Here is a 24,127-nt window from a genome sequence, read left to right on the forward strand (position 1 = left end):
TTTGTTAACTTGATGAAACAACAATAACAATGGTTAAAATTACAGGATAGTTACATGGCGAAACAGATTGAAGATCTTCGCAGTCAGCGATGGTTTGCTCCTGATAACATGCGAGCTTTTGCCCACCGTCAGCGAACCCAGCAAACCGGCTATAAACGTAGCGATTTTATGGGGCGTCCGGTTATTGGCATTATCAATACTTGGAGTGACATCAGCACCTGTCACACGCATTTAAGAGAGCGAGCACAATTTGTCAAAGAAGGCATTATTCGCGCTGGGGGCTATCCATTAGAGTTGCCCGCCATGTCCCTTGGGGAAGTGATGGTAAAGCCTACCACCATGATGTACCGCAACTTTCTCGCCATGGAAACCGAAGAGCTACTGCGCAGCCATCCCATTGACGGCGCTATCTTAATGGGCGGTTGTGACAAAACCACCCCCGGCCTCCTAATGGGGGCGATCAGTATGAACATCCCCGCCATTTATATTCCTGCCGGTGCCAGCTTAAACGGCAACTTTAAAGGCCAAAAGATTGGTACGGGGACACACACGCGAAAGTTCTGGGACGAAAAACGTGCTGGGAATTTAAGCGATGAAGACTGGTTGGAACTTGAAGCCAAAATGACCCGCTCTGTGGGCACCTGTAACACCATGGGCACCGCATCCTCGTTAACTTCGATGGCAGAAGTGCTTGGATTTTGTTTACCGGGTTCCGCCACCATTCCTGCCGCGGACTCTGCGCACCAAAGACTCTGCTCTTTAGCAGGCGAGCGTATTACCAAAATGGTCTTTGAAGACCTTACGCCAAAACAGCTCGCCACTCGCGAAGCTTTTGAAAACGCCATTGTTACCTATGTGGCGCTGGGCGGTTCCACCAACGGTATTATCCATTTAATAGCCATGGCAGGGCGGGCAGGCATTGATTTGCCAATGGCCGATTTCGATCGCTGGGCACGCAAGGTTCCTGTCATTGCCAACCTAATGCCGGCCGGCGAATACCTGATGGAAGATTTATTCTACGCGGGTGGCCTACCCGCCCTGTTAACCCGTCTTAAAGAACATCTGCATTTGGATCAACTTAATGTAAATGGTCGCACCCTAGGGGAAAATCTGGAGGGTGTAGAAATCTACAACGAAGACGTGGTTCGTCCATTGGATAATCCTGTGAATGATCGCGGCACGATTGGTGTGATCACCGGCAACCTTTGCCCTGATGGTGCTGTATGTAAACCGTCGGCAGCATCTCCCCATTTATTAAAGCACCGCGGCAAAGCCTTGGTGTTTGAAAACCATCATGAAATGAACGCTCAAATTGATGATCCAGCGTTAGATGTGGATGAAAACACCGTCTTGGTCCTCAAACAAGCTGGACCAATTGGTGGGCCGGGCATGCCTGAATGGGGTGGTTTACCTATCCCGAAAAAGCTTTTGCAAAAAGGTGTCCGTGACATGGTGCGCATCTCCGATGCTCGTATGAGTGGTACTCACTATGGCACTTGTATCCTACATGTGGCACCAGAATCTTATGTTGGTGGGCCTTTGGCTTTCGTTAAAACCGGTGATTGGATTGAGCTGGATGTGGAACAACGCACCCTTAATCTTGATATTAGTGATGAAGAAATGGCAGCGCGTAAAGCGGCTTGGACGCCACCACCGCCTAAGTTTGCCCGTGGTTATGGCGCCATGTTCTCAAGCCATGTAACCCAAGCCAATGCAGGCTGTGATTTTGACTTTTTACAAGGTGACGCTGTCATCGATGAACCGGAGATTTTTTAAATGAGTACAACAATAAATCCTTTTAAACAGCGTTTGATCGATGGCCAAAAAATGGTCGGTGGCTGGACGCTATCGGGCAGTGCGACAGTGGCCGAAGCCATGGCTTTTTTAAATTATGATTACCTAGTGGTGGATCTAGAGCACAGCCCTGCCAGTATTCATGACACAACGCCGATTTTGCGTGCCATTGAGCAAACGCCAACGGCGCCGGTTATTCGTATGCCGAGTCATGATGCCATTGCCATTAAGCAGGTGTTAGATCAAGGCGGCATGACGCTTTACTTTCCATTTGTAGAATCCGTAGAAGAAGCCAAAGCACTGGTTCAAGCCAGCATGTACCCACCTTTAGGCAAGCGCGGTTTCGCTAAAATGCACCGTGCGGCGCGTTACACTACCCGTGAAGATTACCCGCAAGCGGCCAATGAGCAAATGTGTTTAATCCCTCAGTTGGAAACCCCTGAAGCACTTGAGTTGGCGGTAGAGATTGGTCAATTAGAAGGTATCAGTGCCGTCTTTATTGGCCCAGGTGATCTATCCATGACCATGGGTATGCCGGGCCAGGTGAATCACCCAGATGTACGTGCCAAAATCGAAAAGTGCGTAGCGGCGTGTAATGCGGCCGGTATTCCCGTGGGTACGGTAATGCCGTCTCCGGAAGATGCAAAGTGGGCGCTAGAAATTGGCTTTAGCTTTGTTTCAATGGCGAACGATTTGGCGAACATGCTCAATCAATGCAAGGCGCATTTGGCGCAAATGAACAACGATTAATAGGTATCCCCATGCTTTTATTAACAACAATAATAACTTGGCTGGGGCGCTTAAACGCCTCGATAATTTTTATCTTCAAGTATCTTGCGATCACGGCGGTGGCCGTGATGACCCTGTCGATCCTAGTGCAGGTGTTTTGTCGTTATGTACTGGATAACTCCTTGCCTTGGTCGGAAGAGTTAGCGCGCTATTTGATGGTGTGGATGACTTTTCTTACCCTGCCTGTGGTGTCTCGTATGAAGCAACATGCGGCGTTGGACATTATTCTTGGTGCTCTGCCTCGTCGTCCCGCGCTTATCCTTGAACTTATCTTGTATGTCTTGATGGGCGCCGTGCTTTACTACGCCTTTGATCGCAGCCTAGGTTTTGCCATCAAGGGGGATCGAGTGTTGGCCACGGCCTTGCCGATTACCAAGGCATGGTCCTATATGGCAATGCCAGTGGGCTTTGGCGTCATGATGATGGTGTATGTGGAGCTGTTCTTAAAAGCTGTGGTTGACCTTGTCACCGGCGCTCCGAAAAGCACACCGTTAGCTTCCACCATACAGAGCGAGGGATAAGAGCATGGGCATCGCATTTTTCTGGATATTATTATCTGTCATGTTTTTGGGCATGCCAGTGGCATTTGCCTTGTTGTTTGCCCCTGGGGTGAGCTTGTTTTTGGAAGGCAAAGAAATGTTCTACCTGCTGCTAACGCAGCGATTGTATAACGGTATCGATAGCTTTCCGCTGATGGCAATACCCTTCTTTATGTTGGCCGGTGAGGTCATGAACCGAAGTGGTATTACTCTGTCTTTGGTGCAAGTAAGTCAGGCCTTTATTGGTCACTTACGTGGCGGTTTGGCACAAATCAATATTTTATCGTCTATGTTGTTTGCGGGCTTAAGTGGCTCAGCCGTCGCCGACTGTTCGGCTCTGGGTAAAATGCTGATTCCCGCAATGGAGAAAAACGGCTACTCACGTCGTTTTGCCGCAGCTGTCACGGCGGCATCGTCTGTTATTGGGCCAATCATTCCGCCAAGTGGCATCATGATCTTGTACGCATTTGTAATGAATGTGTCGGTGGGTGGTTTGTTCGCAGCAGGTCTTATCCCTGGTGTGTTGGTGGGCGGTAGCCTAATGCTGATGACTTGGTTCCTTGCTCGTCGTCGTGGTTATAAAGTCGCTTCAGAAAAAGCTTCATGGAGTGAGCGTGGTACGGCGGTGAAACAAGCCTTTTGGCCTTTGCTAACGCCTGTAATCTTGCTTGGTGGCATTATTTCAGGGGTGTTTACACCCACTGAAGCAGCTGCCGTTGCTGCCGCTTATGCTCTAGCGGTGAGTTTGCTGTCTCGCACCATGTCCGTGAGCTCCTTGCCAGATTTGCTTTATGCGACCGCTAAATCCTCTGCCGTCATCTTGTTCCTAGTGGGCAGTGCGGTGGCTTTCTCTTCTGTGATTAGTTTGTCTGGGGCGCCACAAAAGATCGCCTCGTTCATGGTGACACTGACTGAGAACCCACTGTTATTACTATTGATCATCAACATCCTATTATTGTTGGTGGGAATGTTCTTGGATGCAGGACCAGCCATCTTGATTCTAGGGCCTATCCTAGGGCCAATCGTGACTCAGTTCGGTATCGATCCGCTGCATTTCGCCATTGTGATGTGTGTCAACTTAACCATTGGCTTAACGACGCCTCCCATGGGCTTGGTGCTCTTTGTAGCTTCCAGTGTCAGTGGTGAAAAAGTGGAAACCATCAGCCGCGAAATGCTGCCTTACTTGGCGGTGCACATCTTTGTGATCTTGTTGATTACTTATATTCCAGCGTTAACCATGACTCTGCCTCGTCTGTTTGGGTTTGCCTCTTAAATGAGGCGGCTCACAAAGTTATGCAGGGCACAGCTGTGCCCTTTATTTAACAGGAGGCAGCATGGATATCGATGGTTCTAGCCTATTATTGCTGCTGTTCTTCGCGCTTGGCAGCTATATACAAGCCACCACAGGTTTTGCCTTCGGGCTAATCGTGGTGAGCAGTGTGTCAGCCCTTGGCTTAGCACCCATAGAGGTGACAGCGTTTGCGGTAAGTGTACTTAGCTTGATTAACGCAGGCTTAGGTTTGCGGGGCGGTGATTGGCGAGAGATAAATCGCCGTGCCTTTGTCGGTTTCCTTGTGCCTTGTCTTCCGGCCATTGTGGTTGGGGTTTGGTTGTTGGATTACCTTGGGGACAATGCCATAGGTTGGCTAAAGCTCAGCTTAGGCGTGTGTATCGTGGTGAGCAGTTTGGTGATGATGATACAAGCTCACCATGTGCGGCAAGCATCGTCGGCTGGGGCATTTGCATTAAGTGGTGTTATTGGTGGCTTAATGGGGGGGATGTTCGCCACATTTGGTCCGCCGATCACCTTTATGATGTATCGTCAGCCTGATGCTCAAAGCAGAATACGAGCGACCTTGCTGGGAATTTTCTTTTGTACAGCAACCCTTAGAGTCACCTCGGTAAGTCTCACTCAAGAAGTAGATACGGCCACTTGGTGGTTGTGTGTGGTGGGCTTTCCTGTGGTGGTCGCAATGACGCTGATTGCGAAGAAATTTCCCCTGCCAATATCCAGTCGAACCATGCGTTTTCTAGCGTTCAGCTTGTTGTTACTGTCTGGAGCGAGCTTAATTTGGCAAGGCCTATAGGGCCTGCCAAATTAGGACTAATTTAGCTCGACAAGATAATGTAGGTTTTCAGTGTTAGCGCGGCTGAGACGATACTCCACAATACGACCATCCAAAGATTTTGCCGTGCGAGCTACTTCCAATAGGGGCTGACCTAGCGCCACATTCAGTATGTCCTTATCTTGCTCAGTGCTGAGTACCGCCTTGATGCTGTCTGTGGCTTTGTGGATGGTAATGTTGAACTGCTGTTGATAGTAGTTATACAGTGAATGGGGCAGCTTCTCGACTTGTTCTAGATCCGCAAAATAGCGCGCAGGAAGGTAGATTAACTCGCGAATGCTGCTGGCATCTTGGACAAAGCGAACTCGGTGAATCTCGATTACCTGATCATCGTTTTCAAGCTCAAGAATCTGGCGAATGTTGTCGCTAGGCTGAATAAGGCGAGTGGCGATCAGCTTGGCGTTAGGCAGCTCAGCCGCCACGTCACCATTGTCGCTTTTAAAATGGAAAAAGTGGAACAGCATTTTTTGTAGCGTGTGTTCAGAAACAAAGGTACCAACCCCTTGGCGGCGGAATAAGACATTGTCTTCTGTCAGAGCGTTCAGCGCCTTACGAACCGTACCTTGGCTAACGCCTAATAAGTCTGCCAATTGGAATTCACTCGGCAGCATTTCGCCTGGTTTCCAAACGCCCTCAATAATACGAACAGTGATCAGCTCTTGTACTTGCTGATAGAGGGGTTTGAAGGTGGGTGAGGGTTTATTGCTGCTAGCCATTTCGTTTCCTATCACTTTTTCATTTAAGAATACCTAAAGGTAAGAAAAAAAACTGTTCTTTTCTTGCACTGCGTGTCTTATATAAGATATAAAACCATCATAGCAAGAAAACATTAAATGTCACCATGAAAAAAACGTGTCATTTGGTAAGTTTGCTTTCAATGTTTCAACAACATGAGTGCTTTAAAAAAATAACAACGGAGCTTTCGTAATGAAAAAAACTACCTTCTTAAAATCTACTGCCAGCAAATTCGCCCCAACGCTTGTTGCGGCCTCTATGGCAGTTGCTGCGCTACCTGCGCTAGCAGCAGACTATGAGTTCAACATTGTTCACCTTTCAAACACCAGTGATGAAGATTACGACGGTGCCGTGGTACTGAAAGACTATGTGGAAGCTCAGTCTAATGGCCGTATCCAAGTGAATATTTATTCTGGTGGTCAGCTGTGTGGTAACCCAACGGAATGTATTGAGGCCCTACAAGCCAACCTCATTCAGGTATTCAATACTACAACAGGGGGGTTAGCCAACGTCTTCCCTGAAATCCAAGCTCTAGATATTCCTTACATGTTCCCAAGCGATCGTATTGCTGAATGTGCGCTAAACAGCGAATTATTAGCGGGCCCTATCCGTAAAGAGCTGTTGGACAGAACGGGCAGCTTGCGCCTAATGACAATCGGCAACACCGGCGGCTGGCGTAACTTTGCGACCACCAATACACAGATCAAAACACCTGCTGATGTGAAGGGCCTAAAAATCCGTACCATCAACTCACCAATCCAAATGGAATTGGTAAAAGCCATGGGTGGTAGCCCAACCGCAGTGCCATGGCCTGAGGTTTACACATCGTTGGCAACTGGCTTGGTGGAAGGCTCTAAAAACGGTATTACCGATATTATGGGTATGAAGTTTAACGAGCACATTAAGTACATGACGCTAGATGGTCACGCTTACATGGCATCTATGTGGTGGATGAACAACGACTCTCTAAAAGATATGCCTGAAGATCTTCAGCACATCATGATGGATGGTTTTGATGCGCTACGCATGGTGACAACGGTTATGCCTAAGCGTCGCCAAATCGAAGCTTACAATGCTTTCAAAGCGGCTGGCGGTACTATCTACGCACCAACTGCAGACGAAAAAGCGCAATTCCAAACGGCGGCTAAACCTGTTCGTGATTGGTTTATCACAGAGTACGGTGCTAAGTGGGTGGATATCACACAAAATGCAGTCAATGCATGTGAAGCGTCGATCGACAAAGCTTACATGGCGCAACAATAACGCGTTAAAGCCAATCGTAATATTTGTTTGATGTTCCGTTTAACCAGTGGCCATAGGCCACTGGTTTTTTTTGGCTTTATTGCGAGCGAACGCCATGCTCTTGTAAATGGTCAATTAAGCGGCTCATCAAAGGGCTTTGGCTATTTTTACGCCACATAAAGTGAATGGCGAGTTCAGGCAGCTTGCCTTCAATGGGGCGAAAGGTAAGTCCTTCTCGTTGATCAAACTGAGTAGAGTCGGGCACTAGGGCGATGCCAACCCCAGCGGCCACTAATGTTCTAGTGGTTTGGGTAAGGCGTGCGACCTGTACTATGTTGGGCTCTACACCAGCACTGTGTAGATGATGCATGATCTGATCATAGAGTGATGGGTGAGCTTGGCGAGCGAAAGAAATAAAGGGTAACTGATGCAGTTTAATGAGCGGAACAACCGCTAGTTCAGCCAAAGGGTGGTGTTCTGGTAACGCCAAAATATGTTGCTGACTTTCGTAGTGCTGGTGTTCTAAATCCGCAGTGTCCATAAGCGGGTTATAAAGCACCATAGCGATATCGAGCTTTTCCGCATGCAAAGCGTCCAGAGCTTGGCTGGTGGTCATTTCCTCTAGGTTGAGGGTGATTTCTGGATTGTTTTGTTTAAAGGAGGCAATGCCCGCCGAAAAATGTGGCGTTCCCGCCGCCCAAACAAAACCCAGTGACAAATTACCAGCCTTGCCTGTTGCGACGCCTCGAACCGATTCTTGGATTTTCTCCCAGTTTTCTATCATGGCTCTGGCTTGGGGTAAAAACGCTGCCCCAGCGGGGGTTAGGGTAACTTTTTGGCTGCTGCGTTCAAACAGCTTTGCTCCCATTTCATCTTCGATGGCCTTGATTTGCTGTGAGAGCGGCGGCTGAGCTATGTGTAAGCGTGCGGCTGCACGGCCAAAATGTAGCTCCTCGGCGACAGTAACGAAGTAATGTAATTTTCTAAAGCGCATAAGACGTTTTTTATATTAAAGATGATAGAAAGATATATTAGACATTATGATACTGTTTTTCTATCTTAGACCTACAAAATAAAACTAATAATTTGTTAGGACAGACATCATGAGCAGAGAAAAAATCGACGGCCAGTTATTTAGCTACACAGGCCCAGCTTTCCACTACATCAATGAAGAAGAGCGCCACTTTTTCGCCAAAGAGCCCGCTCAATTTAAAGTCAGCTTAATCGGCTGTGGCATGATAGGAATGGAGCACATGCGTGTTGCCACTCGTGTTGGCCGCTCAGCAATTCATGGTGTATTCGATCTTAATGAACGCAGCATTAAAGTAGCGAAAGAAGAATTTGCCAAAATCACCGACGAAGACTTTAAGGTTTACGAAAGCCTAGAAGCTGCTTGTAATGACCCAGAAGTAGACGGCATTCTTATTTGTACGCCGAACTACACTCACCTAGACGTACTAAAAGTTGCGATCAAATCTGGTAAGCACATCTTCATGGAAAAGCCGATGGCAACCAAATTAGAAGATGCTTACGAAATCACAAAAATGGCCAAAGAGTACGGTTCTGTACTGCAAATTGGTCTGCAATACCGTTACAAGTCTATTTACAGTGAAGCCATCCATGAAGTGCTAGAACGTAAAGCTGTGGGCGATGTGAAAATGATCAACATCATGGAGCACCGTATTCCTTTCCTAGACAAGGTTAATCAGTGGAACAAATTCTCTAAATACTCAGGTGGTACCTTGGTAGAGAAATGCTGTCATTACTTTGACCTAATGAACTTATTTGCCCAGTCTCGCCCTGTGCGCGTTTACGCAAATGGTTCTCAGTCGACTAACTTCCGTGATTTTGAGTTTAAAGGTGAGAAGTCCGACATTCTAGACAGCGCTTTTGTTACCGTAGAGTACGCAAACGGTGTCCGTGCTGGCTTCAACCTGTGCATGTTCGCCCCAATGTTCCACGAAGAATTACTGGTGTGTGGCGATGAAGGCCGAGTAAAAGCCGCTGAGATTGAAGACTTTAGTGAAAATGCGCGTTTGCGTACGGAAATGGAAGTATTCTGTGGTCAAAATCGTCCATCTAAAACTTCTCAGCCAAGCTACCCAAAACTGATCGAAGCGTCTGGTCACAATGGTGCCACTTGGTTTGAACATGTGGCTTTTGCGGACCAAATGGCCGGTAAAGAAACAGACAGCGCGACGGTAGAAGAAGGCTTCTGGTCTGTTGTGGTAGGTTGTGCAGCAGAGGAATCGGTAAAAACGGGTAAAATCGTTGAAGTTGCGGACTTACTGAAAGCAAAGGGTATTGATCTATAACTAAGTAGACCAATAGGCCATAAAATAAAACGCCCAACAGTGTTTGCTGTTGGGCGTTTTGTTATTTAGATAACACCAAGCTCGACCAGTCTTTCATGCAGGTAGCTGCCGGCAGTATGGCGTTCCGATAAAACCACTTCGGACTTAGGGTGTAAGAACAAAGGCAAAGAAATACGCGACTTGGTTTTGTCTGCCCCTTCTGGATTGATGACACGGTGGGACGTTGATGGGAAGTAACCACCAGAGGCTTCTTGAAGCATGTCACCAATGTTGACGATCAGGGTGCCGAAGTCACAAGGCACATCCATCCAACTACCGTCTTTGGCTTTAACTTGCAGGCCAGGCTCATTCGCTGAAGGCAAAATAGTGAGCAGGTTAATGTCTTCATGAGCGCCCGCGCGGATAGCGCCTAGCTCCTCATCACCTTTAAGTGGTGGGTAATGCAATACTCGAAGCAGGGTTTGGTCACTGCCATCAACCATGCTCGAAAGGGCTTGTGAATAATGCTGGGCGATATCGGCAGGCGTGAACTTTTCTACCCAAGTTAACAACTCAGCCGCCAAAGTGTTGGCTTCACTGTAATATTGAGCCAGTTTGGCTTTTTTGTCTTCTGGGCATTGGCCCCAAGGGTAGTAATGGAAGTATTCCTTGATGTCTTTTTTAGTGTGGCCTTTCGCCGTTTCAGAAACATCGGGTGGGAAATAACCGTCCTGAGTGCCGACATTGTAGCGATAGTCATATTTGTTATCGGCATCGAAAAAAGTCTGCCACTCTGCGTAAATCGCACTCACCAAGGCTTTTTGGATGGGGTGGTTTTTTAATACCCCAAAGCCTGTTTCGTGAAGGGATTTAACAAAGTCTTGCTGTGCGGTAGCGCTGGTGTAGTCAACGGCTTCAAGTTTCATGGTGGTGCTCCTAAAAATTAGCGTGTTACGAGTTTTATCGAAAATAAAAGATAAAGGGATAAAACCAGCAGGCTAGGAAGACCAACCACTGTGGAAAAATAAGCGCAGATCAATTGATTCAGCGCAATAATGGCTGCGCATCAATTGAGTTTGCGGATGGGGCATTGCTATGAACATACTTATTTTCCGTATTAAACAAGATAACCGACAGCTCAAGCTGTGTGAATTTTCTATTTTACTGCCCGATTGGTTAATTTTGAAGCCGTACAACATAAAAAAACATGTTTTGACTGGGTAAATCCCAACCTTCGCCTATACTGCATTGAATCAGCTGAAATTTTTAGCTGTTTTTTTTGGTCTAACGTCTAGACCTATTCTTGGCGCGAACCCTGCGCTTTATACAAAAGAGGGCTCAACAATATGACTGCATTTTTCGATTCGTTTAAAAATCACTTCCTTATTTCTATGCCTCACCTTGATGACCCGCACTTTGAACACACCGTAATTTATCTTTGCGAACACAACCACGATGGCGCTATGGGCATCATCATTAACCGACCTTCTAGTATCGACTTCTCGGAATTGGCGGATCATCTTGGTATTCAGGTGGCAAACCCTAGACTGGCGTCCGAGTTGATCTACACAGGCGGCCCAGTAGAAGCTGAGCGAGGTTTTATTTTGCACTCGGCTGAGAAATCTTGGGGAAACACCTTAAAAATTACCGATGAAGTGTCTTTGTCAGCTTCCTTAGAAACCCTTGAGAACATTGCCGAAGGTAAGGGGCCGAAAGACTTTCGAGTTACGTTAGGGTGTGCAGGCTGGGACGGAGGCCAGTTGGAAGAAGAGATCGCGAATAATGATTGGCTGGTATGTGAAGCGGATTTAGACGTATTATTCCATACACCAAGCGAACTACAGTTTTCAGCGGCAACGAATGTGCTGGGAATTGATATGACGCGACTCTCACCGGATATAGGACATGGTTAATGACAGCAACACCTTCATCAAGTGATCAGCAAAAGCCCAATATTGTTAACTCAGTATTGGGCTTTGATTTTGGTACTACCCGAATGGGCGTAGCCATCGGCCAAAGCATTACGGGCACAGCACGACCCCTGGCGCCACTTAAAGCCAAAGACGGTATTCCTAACTGGGATGAAATTGCCAAATTAGTGGACGAATGGCAGCCAGATGCGTTTGTGGTGGGATTACCCTTGGATATGGATGGCACAGAAAATGAAATGTGTCAGCGTGCGCGTAAATTTGCCAAACGTCTGCATGGTCGTTTTAATCGCCCTTACTTCATGATGGATGAACGTTTGTCCTCCTACGAGGCGAAAGGGCAAGTAATTGCCCAAGGGGGTCATCGTAATTTCAAGGAAAACTCAGTGGATGGTTTAGCTGCCCAAATGATCGTTGAAACTTGGTTTATGGAATCGCAATAAAGTAGCGAATATCCTCGCCTAATAGGATAAAATACCGGCACATGTTAGGCATTTGTCGAGAATTCAACGAAGGTACTAGGTGGCAATGAAATTAGACGTAGAACAGTCGATATCGTCGATGAAGACAAAAATTGCAGAATACTGTCTGCAAAAGAACATTTACAACCCTATTGTCGTTGGTATTCACACTGGCGGAGTATGGGTTGCCAAGCAACTCTTAGACGCCGTACCAACCCAAGAGCCGTTAGCCACACTGGATATCACTTTTTATCGTGATGACTTCACCCGCGCTGGCTTGAACCCTAAAGTGAACCAAACACTGCTACCTTCCATCGAAGGTCGTCATGTAATTTTGGTAGACGATGTGTTGATGTCTGGGCGTACTATCCGTGCAGCCATGAATGAGATTTTCGACTTTGGCCGTCCTGCTAGCATCAGCTTAGCGATTCTTTATGATCTGGGACGCCATGAATTACCTATCAGTGCCGATATCGTCGGTGAAACACTGTCGTTACAAGCGCACCAGCGTATTAAGTTGTCTGGGCCTGCGCCTTTATCTGTGGCACTGATGGAAACAACGAAAATGGTCAGCTAAAGGCCACAAAGGAATGTATCGATACGATGCATTCCTTTAGCATGATCTAGACTTTGGATACCCTATTTAGAAACAGAGCAAGGCGACACAGCCTTCACAGTTTGAGGAAAGCAAACCATGATGCGATCCGACCCTCGGGCACTACAGCTAAATGAGCGCGGTCAACTAAAGCACTTCTTAACCTTGGATGGATTAGATAAAACCATCCTGACAGAAATCCTCGATAGAGCGGATTCCTTCCTATCCATGGGTGAGCAATCTGTTAAAAAAGTCCCCCTTTTACGCGGCAAGACAGTCGTAAATTTATTCTTCGAAAACTCCACTCGAACCCGTACTACCTTCGAACTTGCAGCGAAACGTCTTTCTGCCGATGTTATCAACCTAAACATAGAAACCTCGGCCACCTCGAAAGGCGAATCTCTACTCGATACCTTAAAAAATCTCGAAGCCATGCAAAGTGACATGTTTGTGGTGCGCCATTCAGACAGTGGCGCCGCCCATTTCATTGCCGAACATTGCACACCGAATGTTGCCATCATTAACGCGGGAGATGGACGACACGCCCACCCGACGCAGGCGATGCTGGATATGTTGACTATCCGTCGACATAAAGGCCAATTTGAAGGGCTGAAAGTAGCAATTGTTGGCGACATTCTGCATTCGCGAGTGGCGCGCTCCCAATTGCATGCGCTCACCACGTTAGGGGTAGACGAAGTCCGCTTAGTGGGGCCAAAAACCCTAGTGCCGAGTTACTTCTCCGAAATGGGCGCGACCATTTGTCATGACCTAGAAGCGGGCCTACGTGATGTGGACGTTGTCGTGATGCTGCGCTTGCAAAAAGAGCGTATGGCAGGTGGTTTGCTGCCAAGTGAAAGTGAATTTTACCGATTATACGGTCTGACAGAAGAAGCCTTATCTTGGGCTAAACCAGATGCCATTGTCATGCACCCAGGGCCAATAAACCGTGGCGTGGAAATTTCTTCGGAAGTGGCAGACGGTGAGCATTCAGTAATTTTGAACCAAGTAACCAACGGTATCGCCGTGCGCATGGCGGTCTTGTCCATGGCGATGAGCGGCCAGTTACAAACAATAGAAGACAGCAATTCAGCGGGGGAGAATGTCTAAATGAAATTACGAATTCGTAATGGTCGACTGATGGACCCTAGCCAAGGTTTGGATACACAGGCCGACCTGTTTATCGATAACCAAAAAATTGTTGCGATTGGCGAAGCCCCAGCGGATTTTGACGATGCACAAGAAGTGGATGCCAGCGGCCTTTGGGTACTACCTGGACTAGTCGATTTGGCAGTGTCCCTCCGTGAACCTGGCTTTTCTCAAAAAGGCAGCATCGCCAGTGAAGGCCGTGCCGCAGTAGCTGGTGGTGTGACAACCTTGATCTGTCCACCAGATACTAAACCAATCGTGGATACGCCTTCTGTGGCGGCTCTCATCCAAGATAAAGCCGATGAAGCAGGTATGGCTAATGTGTTTCCGTTAGGCGCTTTAACTCAAGGTCTAGACGGTGCGCACTTAAGTAACATGGTGTCTTTGACGGATGCGGGTTGTATTGCGTTATCGAACCATCGTCACCCGATGGCCAGCAGTAAAATTCTGACCCGAGCGTTAGAGTACGCTGCGTCCAATGATTTATTGGTGGTTTTTCACTCGGATGAAGCGAGTTTATCTGAAGGCGGTTGCGCCCATGAAGGTTTGATGTCGACCGCTCACGGTTTGGCTGGTATTCCTGAAACTGCGGAAACCATCGCTCTAATGCGCGATTTACTGTTAATCGAGAAAACCGGTGTGCGAGCTCACTTCGCACGTATCTCCTGCGCAAAATCCGTTGAAATGATCGCTAATGCACGTGCGGCGGGTCTCGATGTCACCGCCGATGTGGCCATCCATAACCTATTGTTAACCGACAGTGTCCTGAATCAATTTGATGGTCATTACCATGTCATCCCTCCGCTACGTAGCGAGGCGGATCGCCTAGCACTGATCGAAGGAGTCAAAAATGGGGTGATTTCAGCGATTTGTTCGGATCATCAGCCCCATGAAAAAATGGCTAAAGTGGCTCCGTTTGCTGCGACCGCTCCTGGTATGGCAAACGTAGAAGTGCTATTACCATTGGCTTTACAGCTGGTGGAACAAGGTTTGGATCATGCGACCATCTTGAGTCGTGTTACAGCAGGACCTGCGTCGTGCTTTGGTCTAGAGGCAGGTTCCCTCGCAGTGGGTAGCTTTGCTGATTTCGTGCTATATAAAGAGGACGAACAGTGGCAATGGACTCCAGAACATAGGAAAACAAAAGGGCACAATTCGCCGTACATGGGCGAGTCTTTTACTGGTAAAGTATTAGCAACTTATGTTTCGGGCCAGTGTGTTTTTGCTAACCGTTAACATTTTTCCTCTTGGATAAGGAAGAACAAGGGTCTGGTTGTATCTTGGTCTTACTTTACTTTTACTATAGGCGAGTTAAGCTTGTCTAAATGATCAATTAATGACGGTTCTTTTTATGGATATAAATGTACCGAATACTTCGCCCGATGCGACAGAAGTATTACGAACAAGAGCAACCTTAGCTGAGAAAGAAAGAGACTATATACGTAGTCTCTTTGAACACTCATCACAAATGTTAGAGCCCATTGCAAAAGGTGTGGCGCTGACAGGTTTGATGGTGGATATTCATGCAAAAATTCGTGCTTCAATGAAGTTTGCTTATTGCTTATTTTTAGAGTGCGATAAAGACTGCCTAGAGTGGCAAGTTAAGTCGATGGATGATGTGTCGAAAAAACTAGCCAATCACCAAGGTGATTTAGCAACGATACCTCAGTCTTTATTGACCTTTGCCGCCAGCCCTTCTTGCCCTATTCGACATGAAGAGAACCTGCGCGATGCTAGGCATTGGCAAACATGGCAAGCGTTTTATGAAGAAAATGGCTTTACATCATTGTCCATGGTTAGCACGCCAAGCAATGACGGTAAGATTCAGCTGATTTTAGTCTTTCAGAATGCGCAAAATGCGATTAATACACCATTGATGGAATTGGCTTTGCAAACCTATGCAGGCTGGATCCAAGCTGCACTGACTCGTGATAAAGCAGATCGCCTATTACTTGAAGACAGTCACAGAAATGCTGTCACTGGCTTTTTGAATCGTTATAGCTTTGAAAACAGCTTCGAATTGATGCTTAAAGATTGCCGCCGTCACTTCCAGCGTGTGGCGTTATTGTCTGTGAAAATCTTATCGACTTCTAAGTTAGACCCAGATGAATTACGTACCTTCGCCGATGTGGTGACAGAAACAGTACGTGACAATGACCTAGTGGCGCACTTTGAAGAGCGCGAGTTAGTGATTGGTATCCGTATTCAAAATATGGAAGATGCTGAAGTTGTGGGCTCTAAGTTACTCAAGACATTGCAAAAGCCTGAGTACAAAACCAATCGTTTGGTACAAGACGGTATTGCACTTGGCGTTGCCTTTTACCCTGAATGTTCGTCTGTGGAAGAGCTATACAAATCCGCTTTATACGCCGCCAACTCTTTGAAGTCTTCTACCGGCTTTCGTATTGAATTCCACGGTGAATTGTACGCAACAACTTCAGAGCTTTATCCAAACCAATCGTAATAGATAGGCTTAATGGTAGTTTTGTGAGAAACACAGTATTAAATGGCTTAATTCGTTAAGCCATTTTTTTGTTAGGAGAAAACCTATAATGACCACCGAGAGCCAGCAAGTTGCTGATAACTTAGCGGATGTCGTCGCCAAAATTAGCGAGTACGAGCAAGCATTCGCCCGTCCGCAGGGCGCGGTAAAATTATTGGCAGTAAGTAAAACGAAACCTGTTAGCGCTCTGCAAGCGGCATACGACACAGGCCAGCGTTTATTCGGTGAGAACTACGTGCAGGAAATGGTCGAAAAATGCCAGACGCTTGAGCAACTGAGTGACATTGAATGGCATTTCATTGGTCCTATCCAATCGAATAAAACTCGCCAGATCGCTGAACATGCAGATTGGGTGCATACCATAGATAGAGAAAAAATCGCCCGTCGATTAAGCGAGCAAAGACCCAGTCATTTAGGGAATTTGAACGTCTGTATTCAGATCAATATCAGTGGTGAAGAAAGCAAGGCGGGCATTGCGTTTTCCGAGCTAGATGATATGGTCGAATTAATAAACAGCCTGCCGGGTTTAACCCTAAGAGGCTTAATGGCGATTCCTGCGCCATGCTCGGATCAGCAAGCACAACAAAAAGTTTATGCGCCCTTACAGCAAGCCTTCCTTGAATTAAAAGAAGGCGACAATATGATAGATACATTATCGATTGGTATGTCAGGAGATATGCCAGCGGCAATTGCCTCTGGGAGCACCATGATTCGCATTGGTACCGCGATTTTTGGTGCCCGCGACTATGCCTCTCGTTAACAGAGGCTTGGTCAGAGTTTCAAAATTCATACCTTAATCCATTGTAGTAATAGGAAATAGAATGACAGCAAACGTCGCCTTTATTGGTGTAGGCAACATGGCTAGAGCCATTATCAGTGGCATGATCGCAAGTGGCTATGCAGCACAGAACATTATCGGCACATCTCGCACTGCAGAAAAGCGTGAGGCTTTCCAGCAAGAGTATGGTATTCGCATGTTGGCGGATAACAACCAAGCCGTCACAGAGGCGGATGTGGTGGTGTTGTGTGTGAAACCTGCACAAATGCAGGGTGTGATAGAAGGCTTTGCAGAACAAGTGCGCGAAGGCCAAATGTACATTTCCGTGGCCGCAGGTGTTGAACTTAGCGCCATTGAACAATGGCTTAACACAGATGTTGCCGTGGTACGTTGCATGCCAAATACCCCATCACAGCTTGGTGCTGGTATGAGCGGATTAATAGCTAACCAACTGACCACAGACGAACAAAAAGGCTGGGTAAGTGAGTTATTTAGCCGAGTGGGAGATTCTGCTTGGGTAACAGACGAAGAACACATGCACGGCGTGACTAGCTTGTCTGGCAGTTCTCCTGCGTATTTCTTCCGTTTCCTTGAAGCCATGATTAAAAGCGGCGTGGCACAAGGCTTGGACGAAGCGACCAGCCGTAAGTTGGCGACCCAGTCTATGTTGGGGGCAGCCAAAATGGTCACAGAACTAGATGAGCCTATTACTCAATTACGCCGCAATATTACGTCTCCTAACGGGACGACAGAACAAGCGGTGTTATCGTTTGAGGCGGCAGGTATTGATAAAATCGTCGACGATGCAATGTCGGCTTGTGTGAAACGTTCGAAAGAAATGGCCCGTGATTTCGCGGCGAAATAAGGAAAACCGATCATGAATTCAGATCCATTTATTCTGTTGATTAAAACACTGGGCAACTTGTATTTATTTGTCGTGCTGTTGCGCATGGTGTTGCAATTAACCCGAGCAGATTTTTATAACCCTATTAGCCAAGGGGTGGTGAAAGCCACAAGCCCACTTATATTGCCTCTGCGCAAAATTGTGCCTTCCATTGGGCGCCTTGATACGGCCTCTTTGGTATTGGCCTTGTTGGTACAGCTGGTGACATTAATCCTAATTGTCACTATTAAAGGGGTCTCTATCGCGCCCCTCAGCTATGCGATTTATACCTTAGGCGGCACCTTGTACCACTTGTTGGACCTGTATTTCTGGGCAATGCTGATTTCCGTTATCCTAAGCTGGGTTGCGCCGGGCGCAAGCCATCCGGGTGCTATGTTGGTCGGGCAAATTACGGCACCTTTATACCAAACTTGTCAGCGTTTCATTCCGCCACTTGGTGGTTTGGACTTGTCGCCTATCTTTATCTTCTTGGCGATTACTTTCTTGAAGCAGTTCTTGGCGCCATTTGTTGTCTAAATCAATCGCCCTTATATACAGTGCGTCAATGACTGCGATAATAAGGGCGAATTGAGTACAGAGTCGTATTCCTATATTATGCGACCCCACAATGGGAAATATAATAAACAGGCGTGATGCCTAGGCTAATCCCAGCCGCTGATCCCTTAATCATTTTGGATGAAAGCTATGAGTACGATTGCAGTTTATCCGGGCACATTTGACCCTATCACGAACGGCCATATGGATTTGGTAGAACGTGCGTCGAAACTGTTTGAAAAGGTTATCGTAGCCGTTGCTGCGAGCCCTAAGAAACGTCCTGTGCTTTCTCATGAATTGCGTATTGAGCTAGCAAAGAAAGTGTTAGGCCATTTGTCTAACGTGGAGGTTGTTGGTTTTGATAATTTGCTAACGGAGTTTACTCGCTCAGTAAATGGCAACGTTGTAGTGCGTGGTTTACGCGCCGTGTCAGACTTTGAATACGAGTTCCAGTTAGCCAATATGAACCGTGCCATTGCTCCAGATGTTGAAAGCTTATTTTTAACACCATCAGAGAAGCATTCGTATATCTCTTCGACTTTGGTACGCGAAATTGCCTCATTGAATGGCGACTTCGGTCAATTCGTGAATCCAGAAGTGGCACGTGTTTTAAAAGAGCACTATGGCAACCTTTAATTGAATGACGCGGACTCGAGCGAAGCGTTTTAGGAGTGAGTAATGTCTCTAATCATCACTGATGAATGCATTAACTGTGATGTATGTGAACCTGAGTGTCCTAACGAAGCGATTTCTCAAGGTGATGAAATTTACGTCATTGAGCCTGCGAAATGTACTGAGTGTGTGGGTCACTTTGACGAACCCCAGTGCCAGCAAGTCTGCCCTGTAGATTGTATTCCTTTAGATCCGAATCATAAGGAAACAGAAGAGCAGCTAATGGAAAAGTACTTGGTGTTGACCGGCCAGCTGTAAGAGCCGCTTAACGCAACGGAGAAACCCGTAACATCGACTCTAGGGTCAATGTTACGGGTTTTTTTATGCCTTATTGAAACAGCTTGCGAATATCGTCCGCAGGAGGCAGAGGCTGATCGTCATTGACTAAAATGATCAATGAGTTTGTGGTAATGCGGCTGCCAGTCTGTGGGTGAGTAATGATCTTGCCGTCACGGTCTTCGTAGCCAAGGGCTGTGCCTATGTCATTTTGTATCAAGGTAATCACAACTTTCGACCAAGTCACTTGCTCTAGGTGTATATCAAGGCGAATAGTGTGGTCTCCTTGATGGCGGAATAGGTTTTCCAGTACTTGTTCCGTGCCCGGTGCGATAAGCGAACGTACCAACATTTCAGGGTAGGCTCGAACAGGGCGTATGACAGCATTTGCCCCAGCGTTACGAAAGCGGGCGCGGTTATTGTCATTAATCGCCTCAGACATGATGAAAGCCGGTGTGTTATAGGATTTAATGCGATGCAAGATATCGAAGGTTAGGCTGTCGCAATGACCGTCTTGTACATCTGGTGCCAGCACAATAATGTACTTCGCCGTTTTTACCCCTGCGCTCAGCAGCATATCCTCTTCGGTAGCATCCCCTGTTAAATGCACCACACCTAAATTACGTAGCTTAGGCGGAAGCCCTTCCGGGAAGTCTGGCGTCAGAATTTGGATTGGTGTGTCGGCCAGTTCGGGCGTGGAACAGATCTGAGAGATAAGCAGTTCCAAATAGCTCTCGGCATTATATTTTGGGGTATTGATAATTAAGATATGGTCGTTCATGTTGGTCCACTCCAAGCGGCCTTTAATGTGCAATTCTTTGCGGGTGATTCTGAGTTCAACATAGTCACTGGCAATTTGTGCCAGCAGGGTGATGCCCATACCGTAAATCAGAACTATGGTAGAAAACTGGCCCCAAAAGCTGGCCGCAGAAATATCACCGTAACCTGTAGTACTGGCAGACGTCATGGTCAACCAGAATGCTTGCCACCAATTTAAGTCTTCAAAGCTCACCATGGCGATGCTGTGTAAGCCAATTACGCCAGCAAACAACAGGAAGCGCGTTTGCAGGTCTTTGACATCATGGCGATGTATTTTCTTACGAAACTGGCGGCGGTTATTCTTACGTCTTAGTAACAGCGGGAATGCATTCATCTTCGCTCACTTTATTCAGTCGTGTTCGCTGGCATAGCATAGCCAAGTTGACGCCATGATTCATACACCATGACTGCCACAGTGTTAGAGAGATTCAAACTGCGTGAGTTTGCTTGCATGGGCAATCGTAGTCTTTGGGCAGGTGGCAAGGCTTCAATAAACTCTGCTGGCAAGCCGCGAGTTTCTGGGCCAAATACTAATACATCATTGGCTTGAAATTCGGCTTCACTGTGAGTGCGGCTGCCTTTGGTGGTCAGCGCATAAATAGTACCAATTTCGTTTTGTTCAACGAAGGCGTCAAAATTAGGGTAGCGCTTTAGGTTGGCGAACTCATGATAGTCCAGCCCTGCGCGACGCAGTTTTTTGTCTTCTAGGTCAAAGCCTAAGGGTTCAATCAAATGTAGCTGGTAGCCAGTGTTGGCACATAGGCGAATCACATTCCCAGTGTTGGGGGGAATCTCTGGCTGAAAAAGAACGATGTGTAGCATGCAATGTCTCCTTAATTTAAGCAGCATGATAGCAGATGCAAAGAGCTTCTAAGTGATTGTTTAAAATAATTTAAAAAAAAGTGTTGACGGCATGAGAGGCTCGTATATAATACGCCGCACTTGCCCAGATAGCTCAGTCGGTAGAGCAGAGGATTGAAAATCCTCGTGTCCGTGGTTCGATTCCGCGTCTGGGCACCATTATTAAAGAAACCTGCTTTTTACAGCAGGTTTTTTTTTGCCTGCGATTTGTGATTTGGCACGTATCAATTCAATAAAGAGTGCTGTTAAGCACTCAACTCCTCCAGTAGCCACTGCCAAACCTGCGCCACCCAGTTGTTTGCATGAGCTCCTTTCTTGCGAACGATAAAGTAATCGTTGTCTACCCGATAGATCCCCCTAAAACGTTTACCAGCCGACCCGTGGTAAGTTCTTGTTCGACAAATGCTTGCTTGGCCTGAGTAATGGGAGATTGTCTTCGAGTGGATGGTGGGTGGCCAACTTTATTTGAGGCCAGATCCTGAGTTTAAACTGCTTTCATTAGTGAGTGGGGTGTTAATCCCCCAAATAAACGAGAATGAGGTTGACTACTAGTTGCTAGTAGAGATAGTTATATCTGAGTGAACGGAAGATTGATTAGTGATATCATGTTAGATCCAATATAAATGATTCAAAAGGGAATTTGGATTTGAGTAACTACAGTAGTCTTGTGACTACCATCATTCAAGACGCAATGATTGGGGCGCCACCTAAGAAAGAAGTTGTACTATTACTTGGCGACACTCCAAAGTACTTAGTTGAGCATGCAGACTTCCCTCCTCTTCCTATTGTAATTACTGGCTCGGTTATTGAAAAAGCATGCTTTGATCATGGTATCCCTACTTCATTTTTAAAGCGTTTACCGAGTGTTCTAGAGCACCCCAAAAGCTTGTTCAAATCAGCTTCTATACATGTGAAAGGGGCTGCTGTGGTATTAACTATTGAGGTGCATCAATCAAGCCCTATTATCATTCCTGTGCATCCGAACAAACAAATGGGTCGTGGAAAGTTTTATAATGTGGTCGCTAGTGTTTACGCAAAAGAAGGTCCTGACCCTGAGTTGAAATGGACTAGAGACGGCCTTCTTCTTTGGCAGTCTTCGTAACTGTTGTTGCTTTTATTTACTTTACTTTATATCGATCTTTATATAGTATTAATCTTAGAGAGGCCTCTCACACCAAGCAATTAGAGCTGAAATGTCATGTTTCTCTAAATTTCAGAAAGCATCCTTCAAAGGGTGCTTTTTTTTGCCTACAGAATAGTAAATTAGCATCTAGCTCCCCCCTTGTTTCTCCTATAGCTATTCAATGTGAAAATAGTCTCAGTTGTATTATTACGATACCCAAGTTTAGTCGCTCGATTCAACATAATCACTCTACGTAAGTCTGCATGAAAGCTATGGTTTCTATAACTTTTATTTGTTTCTGGTGTGCTATAAAAAATTACATGGTTTCCGCTTCCCCCTGAAGGGGGACCTACAGATGGTGGGCTGGTATGAGGTGTTGTTTGCATGGTTTCCGCTTCCCCCTAAAGGGGGACCTACTTATGGTGGGGTGGTAGGTGTGTTTTTTAGGCTTTATGTGAAGTTTTTTTGTGCGCTGATGCTGATGTTCGGATTTTTATAAGTTGTTATTTTTTCAGGGGTTATTGAACCTGAGTGTTTCGTTTTGATGGGGTTTACGCTAGCTTTCGGTTTCATTTGAGCTATTGTTGTTTCATTTGAAATAGGTTTATCATAAAAGTGACATATTTGGTGTCTATAGTGTTTTCTCGAATTTAATAATAACTCGTCTGAGGGACATGGTAATGCATAAGTTTAAGATGGCGTCTGCGTTGGTTGGTTTGTCTGTTGCGACTTCTGGTTTTGCGGCTACTGAAATTGAGTGGTGGCATGCAATGGGTGGTGCAAACGGTGAGAAGGTGAATGAGATCGCTCAGGCGTTCAACGATTCACAAGATGCATACGCAGTAAAACCGGTTTATAAAGGTAACTACTCTGAAACAATGACTTCTGCAATCGCTGCATTTCGTGCTAAACAGCAGCCTGCAATCGTACAAGTTTTCGAAGTAGGTACAGCAAGCATGATGGCGGCCAAAGGCGCTATTTATCCTGTCCACAAGCTGATGCGTGAATCTGGTCAGTCTTTCAATGAAAGCTCTTACCTAAGTGCGGTAACGGGTTATTACACGGATAACGAAGGCAATATGCTTTCTTTACCATTCAACAGCTCGACTCCTGTGCTGTATTACAACAAAGATTTGTTTGCTAAAGCGGGCATCACTCAAGCACCAAAAACTTGGCAAGAAGTGGAAGCAACGGCGAAGAAATTGCAGGCTTCTGGCGTATCTTGTGGTTTCACTACCGCTTGGCAGTCTTGGGTACATTTAGAGAACTTTAGTGCGCGTCACAATACACCTTTCGCAACGCTGGATAACGGTTTTGGTGGTCTGAAAACTGAAATGGCGTTCAATGGTCCTTTGCAAGTTGCTCACATCGAGAAGATGGGTGAGTGGCAGCAAAACGGTATCTTTAGCTACTCTGGTCGTACCAACGACGGCGCGGCGAAATTTTACAGCCAAGAATGTGCAATGTTCACTGAGTCTTCCGCGGGTTACGCGGGCATTAAGCGTAACGCGACGTTTGACTTTGGCGTAGCGGAACTTCCTTACTGGGAAGGCAAGGTAGAAAAACCATCTAACACTATTATTGGTGGTGCGTCTTTATGGGTGCTGCAAGGTCATTCTGCTGAAGAATACAAAGGCGTCGCGTCTTTCCTAGGCTTCTTGTCTGGCGCAGCAGTACAAGCGGATTGGCACCAGTTCTCTGGTTACCTACCAATCACTAAAGCGGCTTACGACCTAACCAAAGGTCAAGGCTTCTATGAAGCGAATCTAGGTACGGAAACAGCGGTTACACAAATGACCACTGGTACGCCTACTGGCAACACCAAAGGTTTGCGTCTAGGTAACTTCGTACAAATTCGTGGTGTGATCGATGAAGAACTTGAGTCTGTATGGAGCGGTCAAGCGACTGCTCAAGCGGCTCTAGATAAAGCGGTAGAGCGTAGTAACGCCCTGTTGCGTAAGTTTGAAAAAGCGAACGACTAAGCTTTTAGTCAAGCCATCCCCCTATG

Annotated in this window: 25 protein-coding genes and 1 tRNA gene; 21 read left to right on the top strand and 5 right to left on the bottom strand. The window is 46.5% G+C overall.

Annotated features, from left to right (window positions below; all coding sequences use genetic code 11):
* Positions 1 to 54 precede the first annotated feature (54 nt).
* From araD to ACUM5Y_RS09420, 5 genes are all read left to right on the top strand, one after another.
* On the top strand, positions 55 to 1,776 hold the full coding sequence (gene araD, locus ACUM5Y_RS09400) for an L-arabinonate dehydratase (protein WP_445976618.1): 1,722 nt from the start codon (positions 55 to 57) through the stop codon (positions 1,774 to 1,776).
* Complete coding sequence (locus ACUM5Y_RS09405; protein ID WP_445976619.1) at positions 1,777 to 2,544, top strand: HpcH/HpaI aldolase family protein; 768 nt, start codon at positions 1,777 to 1,779, stop codon at positions 2,542 to 2,544. It begins immediately after the preceding gene.
* An 11-nt stretch (positions 2,545 to 2,555) separates the two neighbouring features.
* Positions 2,556 to 3,104 (top strand): TRAP transporter small permease, encoded by a 549-nt coding sequence (locus ACUM5Y_RS09410; RefSeq protein WP_445976620.1) that lies wholly within the window; start codon positions 2,556 to 2,558, stop codon positions 3,102 to 3,104.
* Between the two features lie 4 nt (positions 3,105 to 3,108).
* Positions 3,109 to 4,395, top strand: a complete 1,287-nt coding sequence (locus ACUM5Y_RS09415; RefSeq protein WP_445976621.1) for a TRAP transporter large permease — start codon at positions 3,109 to 3,111, stop codon at positions 4,393 to 4,395.
* A 61-nt stretch (positions 4,396 to 4,456) separates the two neighbouring features.
* Positions 4,457 to 5,209, top strand: coding sequence for a TSUP family transporter (locus ACUM5Y_RS09420; protein WP_445976622.1), 753 nt, complete (start codon positions 4,457 to 4,459; stop codon positions 5,207 to 5,209).
* 17 nt (positions 5,210 to 5,226) lie between these two features.
* On the opposite strand, the gene ACUM5Y_RS09425 is transcribed toward ACUM5Y_RS09420, so the two are convergent.
* A complete protein-coding gene (locus ACUM5Y_RS09425; protein WP_445976623.1) occupies positions 5,227 to 5,964 on the bottom strand; it encodes a GntR family transcriptional regulator in 738 nt (245 codons plus the stop codon).
* 211 nt (positions 5,965 to 6,175) lie between these two features.
* On the opposite strand from ACUM5Y_RS09425, the gene ACUM5Y_RS09430 reads away from it, so the two are divergent.
* The gene (locus ACUM5Y_RS09430) at positions 6,176 to 7,246 is read left to right on the top strand and encodes a TRAP transporter substrate-binding protein (protein WP_445976624.1); all 1,071 of its coding nucleotides are present in this window, start codon (positions 6,176 to 6,178) and stop codon (positions 7,244 to 7,246) included.
* Positions 7,247 to 7,322: 76 nt separating this feature from the next.
* Here the strand turns inward: ACUM5Y_RS09430 and ACUM5Y_RS09435 are convergent, their stop codons facing one another.
* Positions 7,323 to 8,219, bottom strand: a complete 897-nt coding sequence (locus ACUM5Y_RS09435; RefSeq protein WP_445976625.1) for a LysR family transcriptional regulator — start codon at positions 8,217 to 8,219, stop codon at positions 7,323 to 7,325.
* Between the two features lie 109 nt (positions 8,220 to 8,328).
* On the opposite strand from ACUM5Y_RS09435, the gene ACUM5Y_RS09440 reads away from it, so the two are divergent.
* On the top strand, positions 8,329 to 9,540 hold the full coding sequence (locus ACUM5Y_RS09440) for a Gfo/Idh/MocA family protein (protein WP_445976626.1): 1,212 nt from the start codon (positions 8,329 to 8,331) through the stop codon (positions 9,538 to 9,540).
* A gap of 65 nt (positions 9,541 to 9,605) precedes the next feature.
* On the opposite strand, the gene ACUM5Y_RS09445 is transcribed toward ACUM5Y_RS09440, so the two are convergent.
* Positions 9,606 to 10,445 (bottom strand): 2OG-Fe(II) oxygenase family protein, encoded by an 840-nt coding sequence (locus ACUM5Y_RS09445; RefSeq protein ID WP_445976627.1) that lies wholly within the window; start codon positions 10,443 to 10,445, stop codon positions 9,606 to 9,608.
* A gap of 420 nt (positions 10,446 to 10,865) precedes the next feature.
* On the opposite strand from ACUM5Y_RS09445, the gene ACUM5Y_RS09450 reads away from it, so the two are divergent.
* The 11 genes from ACUM5Y_RS09450 to ACUM5Y_RS09500 all read left to right on the top strand — a co-directional run bounded on the left by ACUM5Y_RS09450 (position 10,866) and on the right by ACUM5Y_RS09500 (position 19,298).
* Positions 10,866 to 11,432: a YqgE/AlgH family protein gene (locus tag ACUM5Y_RS09450; protein WP_445976628.1), complete on the top strand. Its 567-nt coding sequence runs from the start codon at positions 10,866 to 10,868 to the stop codon at positions 11,430 to 11,432.
* The gene (ruvX, locus tag ACUM5Y_RS09455; RefSeq protein ID WP_445976629.1) at positions 11,432 to 11,890 is read left to right on the top strand and encodes a Holliday junction resolvase RuvX; all 459 of its coding nucleotides are present in this window, start codon (positions 11,432 to 11,434) and stop codon (positions 11,888 to 11,890) included. The genes ACUM5Y_RS09450 and ruvX overlap by 1 nt, the downstream gene beginning before the upstream one ends.
* Before the next feature lie 85 nt (positions 11,891 to 11,975).
* Positions 11,976 to 12,485, top strand: a complete 510-nt coding sequence (pyrR, locus tag ACUM5Y_RS09460; protein ID WP_445976630.1) for a bifunctional pyr operon transcriptional regulator/uracil phosphoribosyltransferase PyrR — start codon at positions 11,976 to 11,978, stop codon at positions 12,483 to 12,485.
* A gap of 117 nt (positions 12,486 to 12,602) precedes the next feature.
* Positions 12,603 to 13,610, top strand: coding sequence for an aspartate carbamoyltransferase catalytic subunit (locus ACUM5Y_RS09465; protein WP_445976631.1), 1,008 nt, complete (start codon positions 12,603 to 12,605; stop codon positions 13,608 to 13,610).
* Complete coding sequence (locus tag ACUM5Y_RS09470) at positions 13,611 to 14,885, top strand: dihydroorotase (RefSeq protein WP_445976632.1); 1,275 nt, start codon at positions 13,611 to 13,613, stop codon at positions 14,883 to 14,885.
* A 100-nt stretch (positions 14,886 to 14,985) separates the two neighbouring features.
* Positions 14,986 to 16,113 carry a nucleotidyl cyclase domain-containing protein gene (locus tag ACUM5Y_RS09475; protein WP_445976633.1) on the top strand — a complete coding sequence of 376 codons (1,128 nt, stop codon included), beginning with the start codon at positions 14,986 to 14,988 and terminating at the stop codon, positions 16,111 to 16,113.
* A gap of 88 nt (positions 16,114 to 16,201) precedes the next feature.
* Complete coding sequence (locus ACUM5Y_RS09480; RefSeq protein WP_445976634.1) at positions 16,202 to 16,912, top strand: YggS family pyridoxal phosphate-dependent enzyme; 711 nt, start codon at positions 16,202 to 16,204, stop codon at positions 16,910 to 16,912.
* 61 nt (positions 16,913 to 16,973) lie between these two features.
* Positions 16,974 to 17,795 (top strand): pyrroline-5-carboxylate reductase, encoded by an 822-nt coding sequence (gene proC / locus ACUM5Y_RS09485; RefSeq protein WP_445976635.1) that lies wholly within the window; start codon positions 16,974 to 16,976, stop codon positions 17,793 to 17,795.
* A 12-nt stretch (positions 17,796 to 17,807) separates the two neighbouring features.
* Complete coding sequence (locus ACUM5Y_RS09490) at positions 17,808 to 18,350, top strand: YggT family protein (protein WP_445976636.1); 543 nt, start codon at positions 17,808 to 17,810, stop codon at positions 18,348 to 18,350.
* Positions 18,351 to 18,518: 168 nt separating this feature from the next.
* Positions 18,519 to 19,004 carry a pantetheine-phosphate adenylyltransferase gene (coaD, locus tag ACUM5Y_RS09495; RefSeq protein WP_445976637.1) on the top strand — a complete coding sequence of 162 codons (486 nt, stop codon included), beginning with the start codon at positions 18,519 to 18,521 and terminating at the stop codon, positions 19,002 to 19,004.
* A 42-nt stretch (positions 19,005 to 19,046) separates the two neighbouring features.
* Positions 19,047 to 19,298 (top strand): YfhL family 4Fe-4S dicluster ferredoxin, encoded by a 252-nt coding sequence (locus tag ACUM5Y_RS09500; protein WP_445976638.1) that lies wholly within the window; start codon positions 19,047 to 19,049, stop codon positions 19,296 to 19,298.
* Between the two features lie 70 nt (positions 19,299 to 19,368).
* Here the strand turns inward: ACUM5Y_RS09500 and ACUM5Y_RS09505 are convergent, their stop codons facing one another.
* Both ACUM5Y_RS09505 and trmL read right to left on the bottom strand, forming a co-directional pair.
* Positions 19,369 to 20,469, bottom strand: a complete 1,101-nt coding sequence (locus tag ACUM5Y_RS09505; RefSeq protein ID WP_445976639.1) for an ion channel — start codon at positions 20,467 to 20,469, stop codon at positions 19,369 to 19,371.
* Between the two features lie 11 nt (positions 20,470 to 20,480).
* A complete protein-coding gene (gene trmL, locus ACUM5Y_RS09510) occupies positions 20,481 to 20,957 on the bottom strand; it encodes a tRNA (uridine(34)/cytosine(34)/5-carboxymethylaminomethyluridine(34)-2'-O)-methyltransferase TrmL (RefSeq protein ID WP_445976640.1) in 477 nt (158 codons plus the stop codon).
* Between the two features lie 122 nt (positions 20,958 to 21,079).
* Between trmL and ACUM5Y_RS09515 the strand changes: the two genes are divergently transcribed.
* From ACUM5Y_RS09515 to ugpB, 3 genes are all read left to right on the top strand, one after another.
* A tRNA-Phe gene (locus tag ACUM5Y_RS09515) sits at positions 21,080 to 21,155 on the top strand.
* A gap of 487 nt (positions 21,156 to 21,642) precedes the next feature.
* Positions 21,643 to 22,098 carry a MuF-C-terminal domain-containing protein gene (locus ACUM5Y_RS09520; protein ID WP_445976641.1) on the top strand — a complete coding sequence of 152 codons (456 nt, stop codon included), beginning with the start codon at positions 21,643 to 21,645 and terminating at the stop codon, positions 22,096 to 22,098.
* Between the two features lie 701 nt (positions 22,099 to 22,799).
* Positions 22,800 to 24,101, top strand: coding sequence for a sn-glycerol-3-phosphate ABC transporter substrate-binding protein UgpB (gene ugpB / locus ACUM5Y_RS09525; protein ID WP_445976642.1), 1,302 nt, complete (start codon positions 22,800 to 22,802; stop codon positions 24,099 to 24,101).
* Positions 24,102 to 24,127 lie beyond the last annotated feature (26 nt).

The organism is Marinomonas dokdonensis (assembly GCF_052747885.1).

Bases quoted from the DNA above. Each gene is read 5' to 3' on its own strand.
- araD (WP_445976618.1), top strand. From the start codon at position 55: ATGGCGAAACAGATTGAAGATCTTCGCAGTCAGCGATGGTTTGCTCCT.
- ACUM5Y_RS09405 (WP_445976619.1), top strand. From the start codon at position 1,777: ATGAGTACAACAATAAATCCTTTTAAACAGCGTTTGATCGATGGCCAA.
- ACUM5Y_RS09410 (WP_445976620.1), top strand. From the start codon at position 2,556: ATGCTTTTATTAACAACAATAATAACTTGGCTGGGGCGCTTAAACGCC.
- ACUM5Y_RS09415 (WP_445976621.1), top strand. From the start codon at position 3,109: ATGGGCATCGCATTTTTCTGGATATTATTATCTGTCATGTTTTTGGGC.
- ACUM5Y_RS09420 (WP_445976622.1), top strand. From the start codon at position 4,457: ATGGATATCGATGGTTCTAGCCTATTATTGCTGCTGTTCTTCGCGCTT.
- ACUM5Y_RS09425 (WP_445976623.1), bottom strand. From the start codon at position 5,964: ATGGCTAGCAGCAATAAACCCTCACCCACCTTCAAACCCCTCTATCAG.
- ACUM5Y_RS09430 (WP_445976624.1), top strand. From the start codon at position 6,176: ATGAAAAAAACTACCTTCTTAAAATCTACTGCCAGCAAATTCGCCCCA.
- ACUM5Y_RS09435 (WP_445976625.1), bottom strand. From the start codon at position 8,219: ATGCGCTTTAGAAAATTACATTACTTCGTTACTGTCGCCGAGGAGCTA.
- ACUM5Y_RS09440 (WP_445976626.1), top strand. From the start codon at position 8,329: ATGAGCAGAGAAAAAATCGACGGCCAGTTATTTAGCTACACAGGCCCA.
- ACUM5Y_RS09445 (WP_445976627.1), bottom strand. From the start codon at position 10,445: ATGAAACTTGAAGCCGTTGACTACACCAGCGCTACCGCACAGCAAGAC.
- ACUM5Y_RS09450 (WP_445976628.1), top strand. From the start codon at position 10,866: ATGACTGCATTTTTCGATTCGTTTAAAAATCACTTCCTTATTTCTATG.
- ruvX (WP_445976629.1), top strand. From the start codon at position 11,432: ATGACAGCAACACCTTCATCAAGTGATCAGCAAAAGCCCAATATTGTT.
- pyrR (WP_445976630.1), top strand. From the start codon at position 11,976: ATGAAATTAGACGTAGAACAGTCGATATCGTCGATGAAGACAAAAATT.
- ACUM5Y_RS09465 (WP_445976631.1), top strand. From the start codon at position 12,603: ATGATGCGATCCGACCCTCGGGCACTACAGCTAAATGAGCGCGGTCAA.
- ACUM5Y_RS09470 (WP_445976632.1), top strand. From the start codon at position 13,611: ATGAAATTACGAATTCGTAATGGTCGACTGATGGACCCTAGCCAAGGT.
- ACUM5Y_RS09475 (WP_445976633.1), top strand. From the start codon at position 14,986: ATGACGGTTCTTTTTATGGATATAAATGTACCGAATACTTCGCCCGAT.
- ACUM5Y_RS09480 (WP_445976634.1), top strand. From the start codon at position 16,202: ATGACCACCGAGAGCCAGCAAGTTGCTGATAACTTAGCGGATGTCGTC.
- proC (WP_445976635.1), top strand. From the start codon at position 16,974: ATGACAGCAAACGTCGCCTTTATTGGTGTAGGCAACATGGCTAGAGCC.
- ACUM5Y_RS09490 (WP_445976636.1), top strand. From the start codon at position 17,808: ATGAATTCAGATCCATTTATTCTGTTGATTAAAACACTGGGCAACTTG.
- coaD (WP_445976637.1), top strand. From the start codon at position 18,519: ATGAGTACGATTGCAGTTTATCCGGGCACATTTGACCCTATCACGAAC.
- ACUM5Y_RS09500 (WP_445976638.1), top strand. From the start codon at position 19,047: ATGTCTCTAATCATCACTGATGAATGCATTAACTGTGATGTATGTGAA.
- ACUM5Y_RS09505 (WP_445976639.1), bottom strand. From the start codon at position 20,469: ATGAATGCATTCCCGCTGTTACTAAGACGTAAGAATAACCGCCGCCAG.
- trmL (WP_445976640.1), bottom strand. From the start codon at position 20,957: ATGCTACACATCGTTCTTTTTCAGCCAGAGATTCCCCCCAACACTGGG.
- ugpB (WP_445976642.1), top strand. From the start codon at position 22,800: ATGCATAAGTTTAAGATGGCGTCTGCGTTGGTTGGTTTGTCTGTTGCG.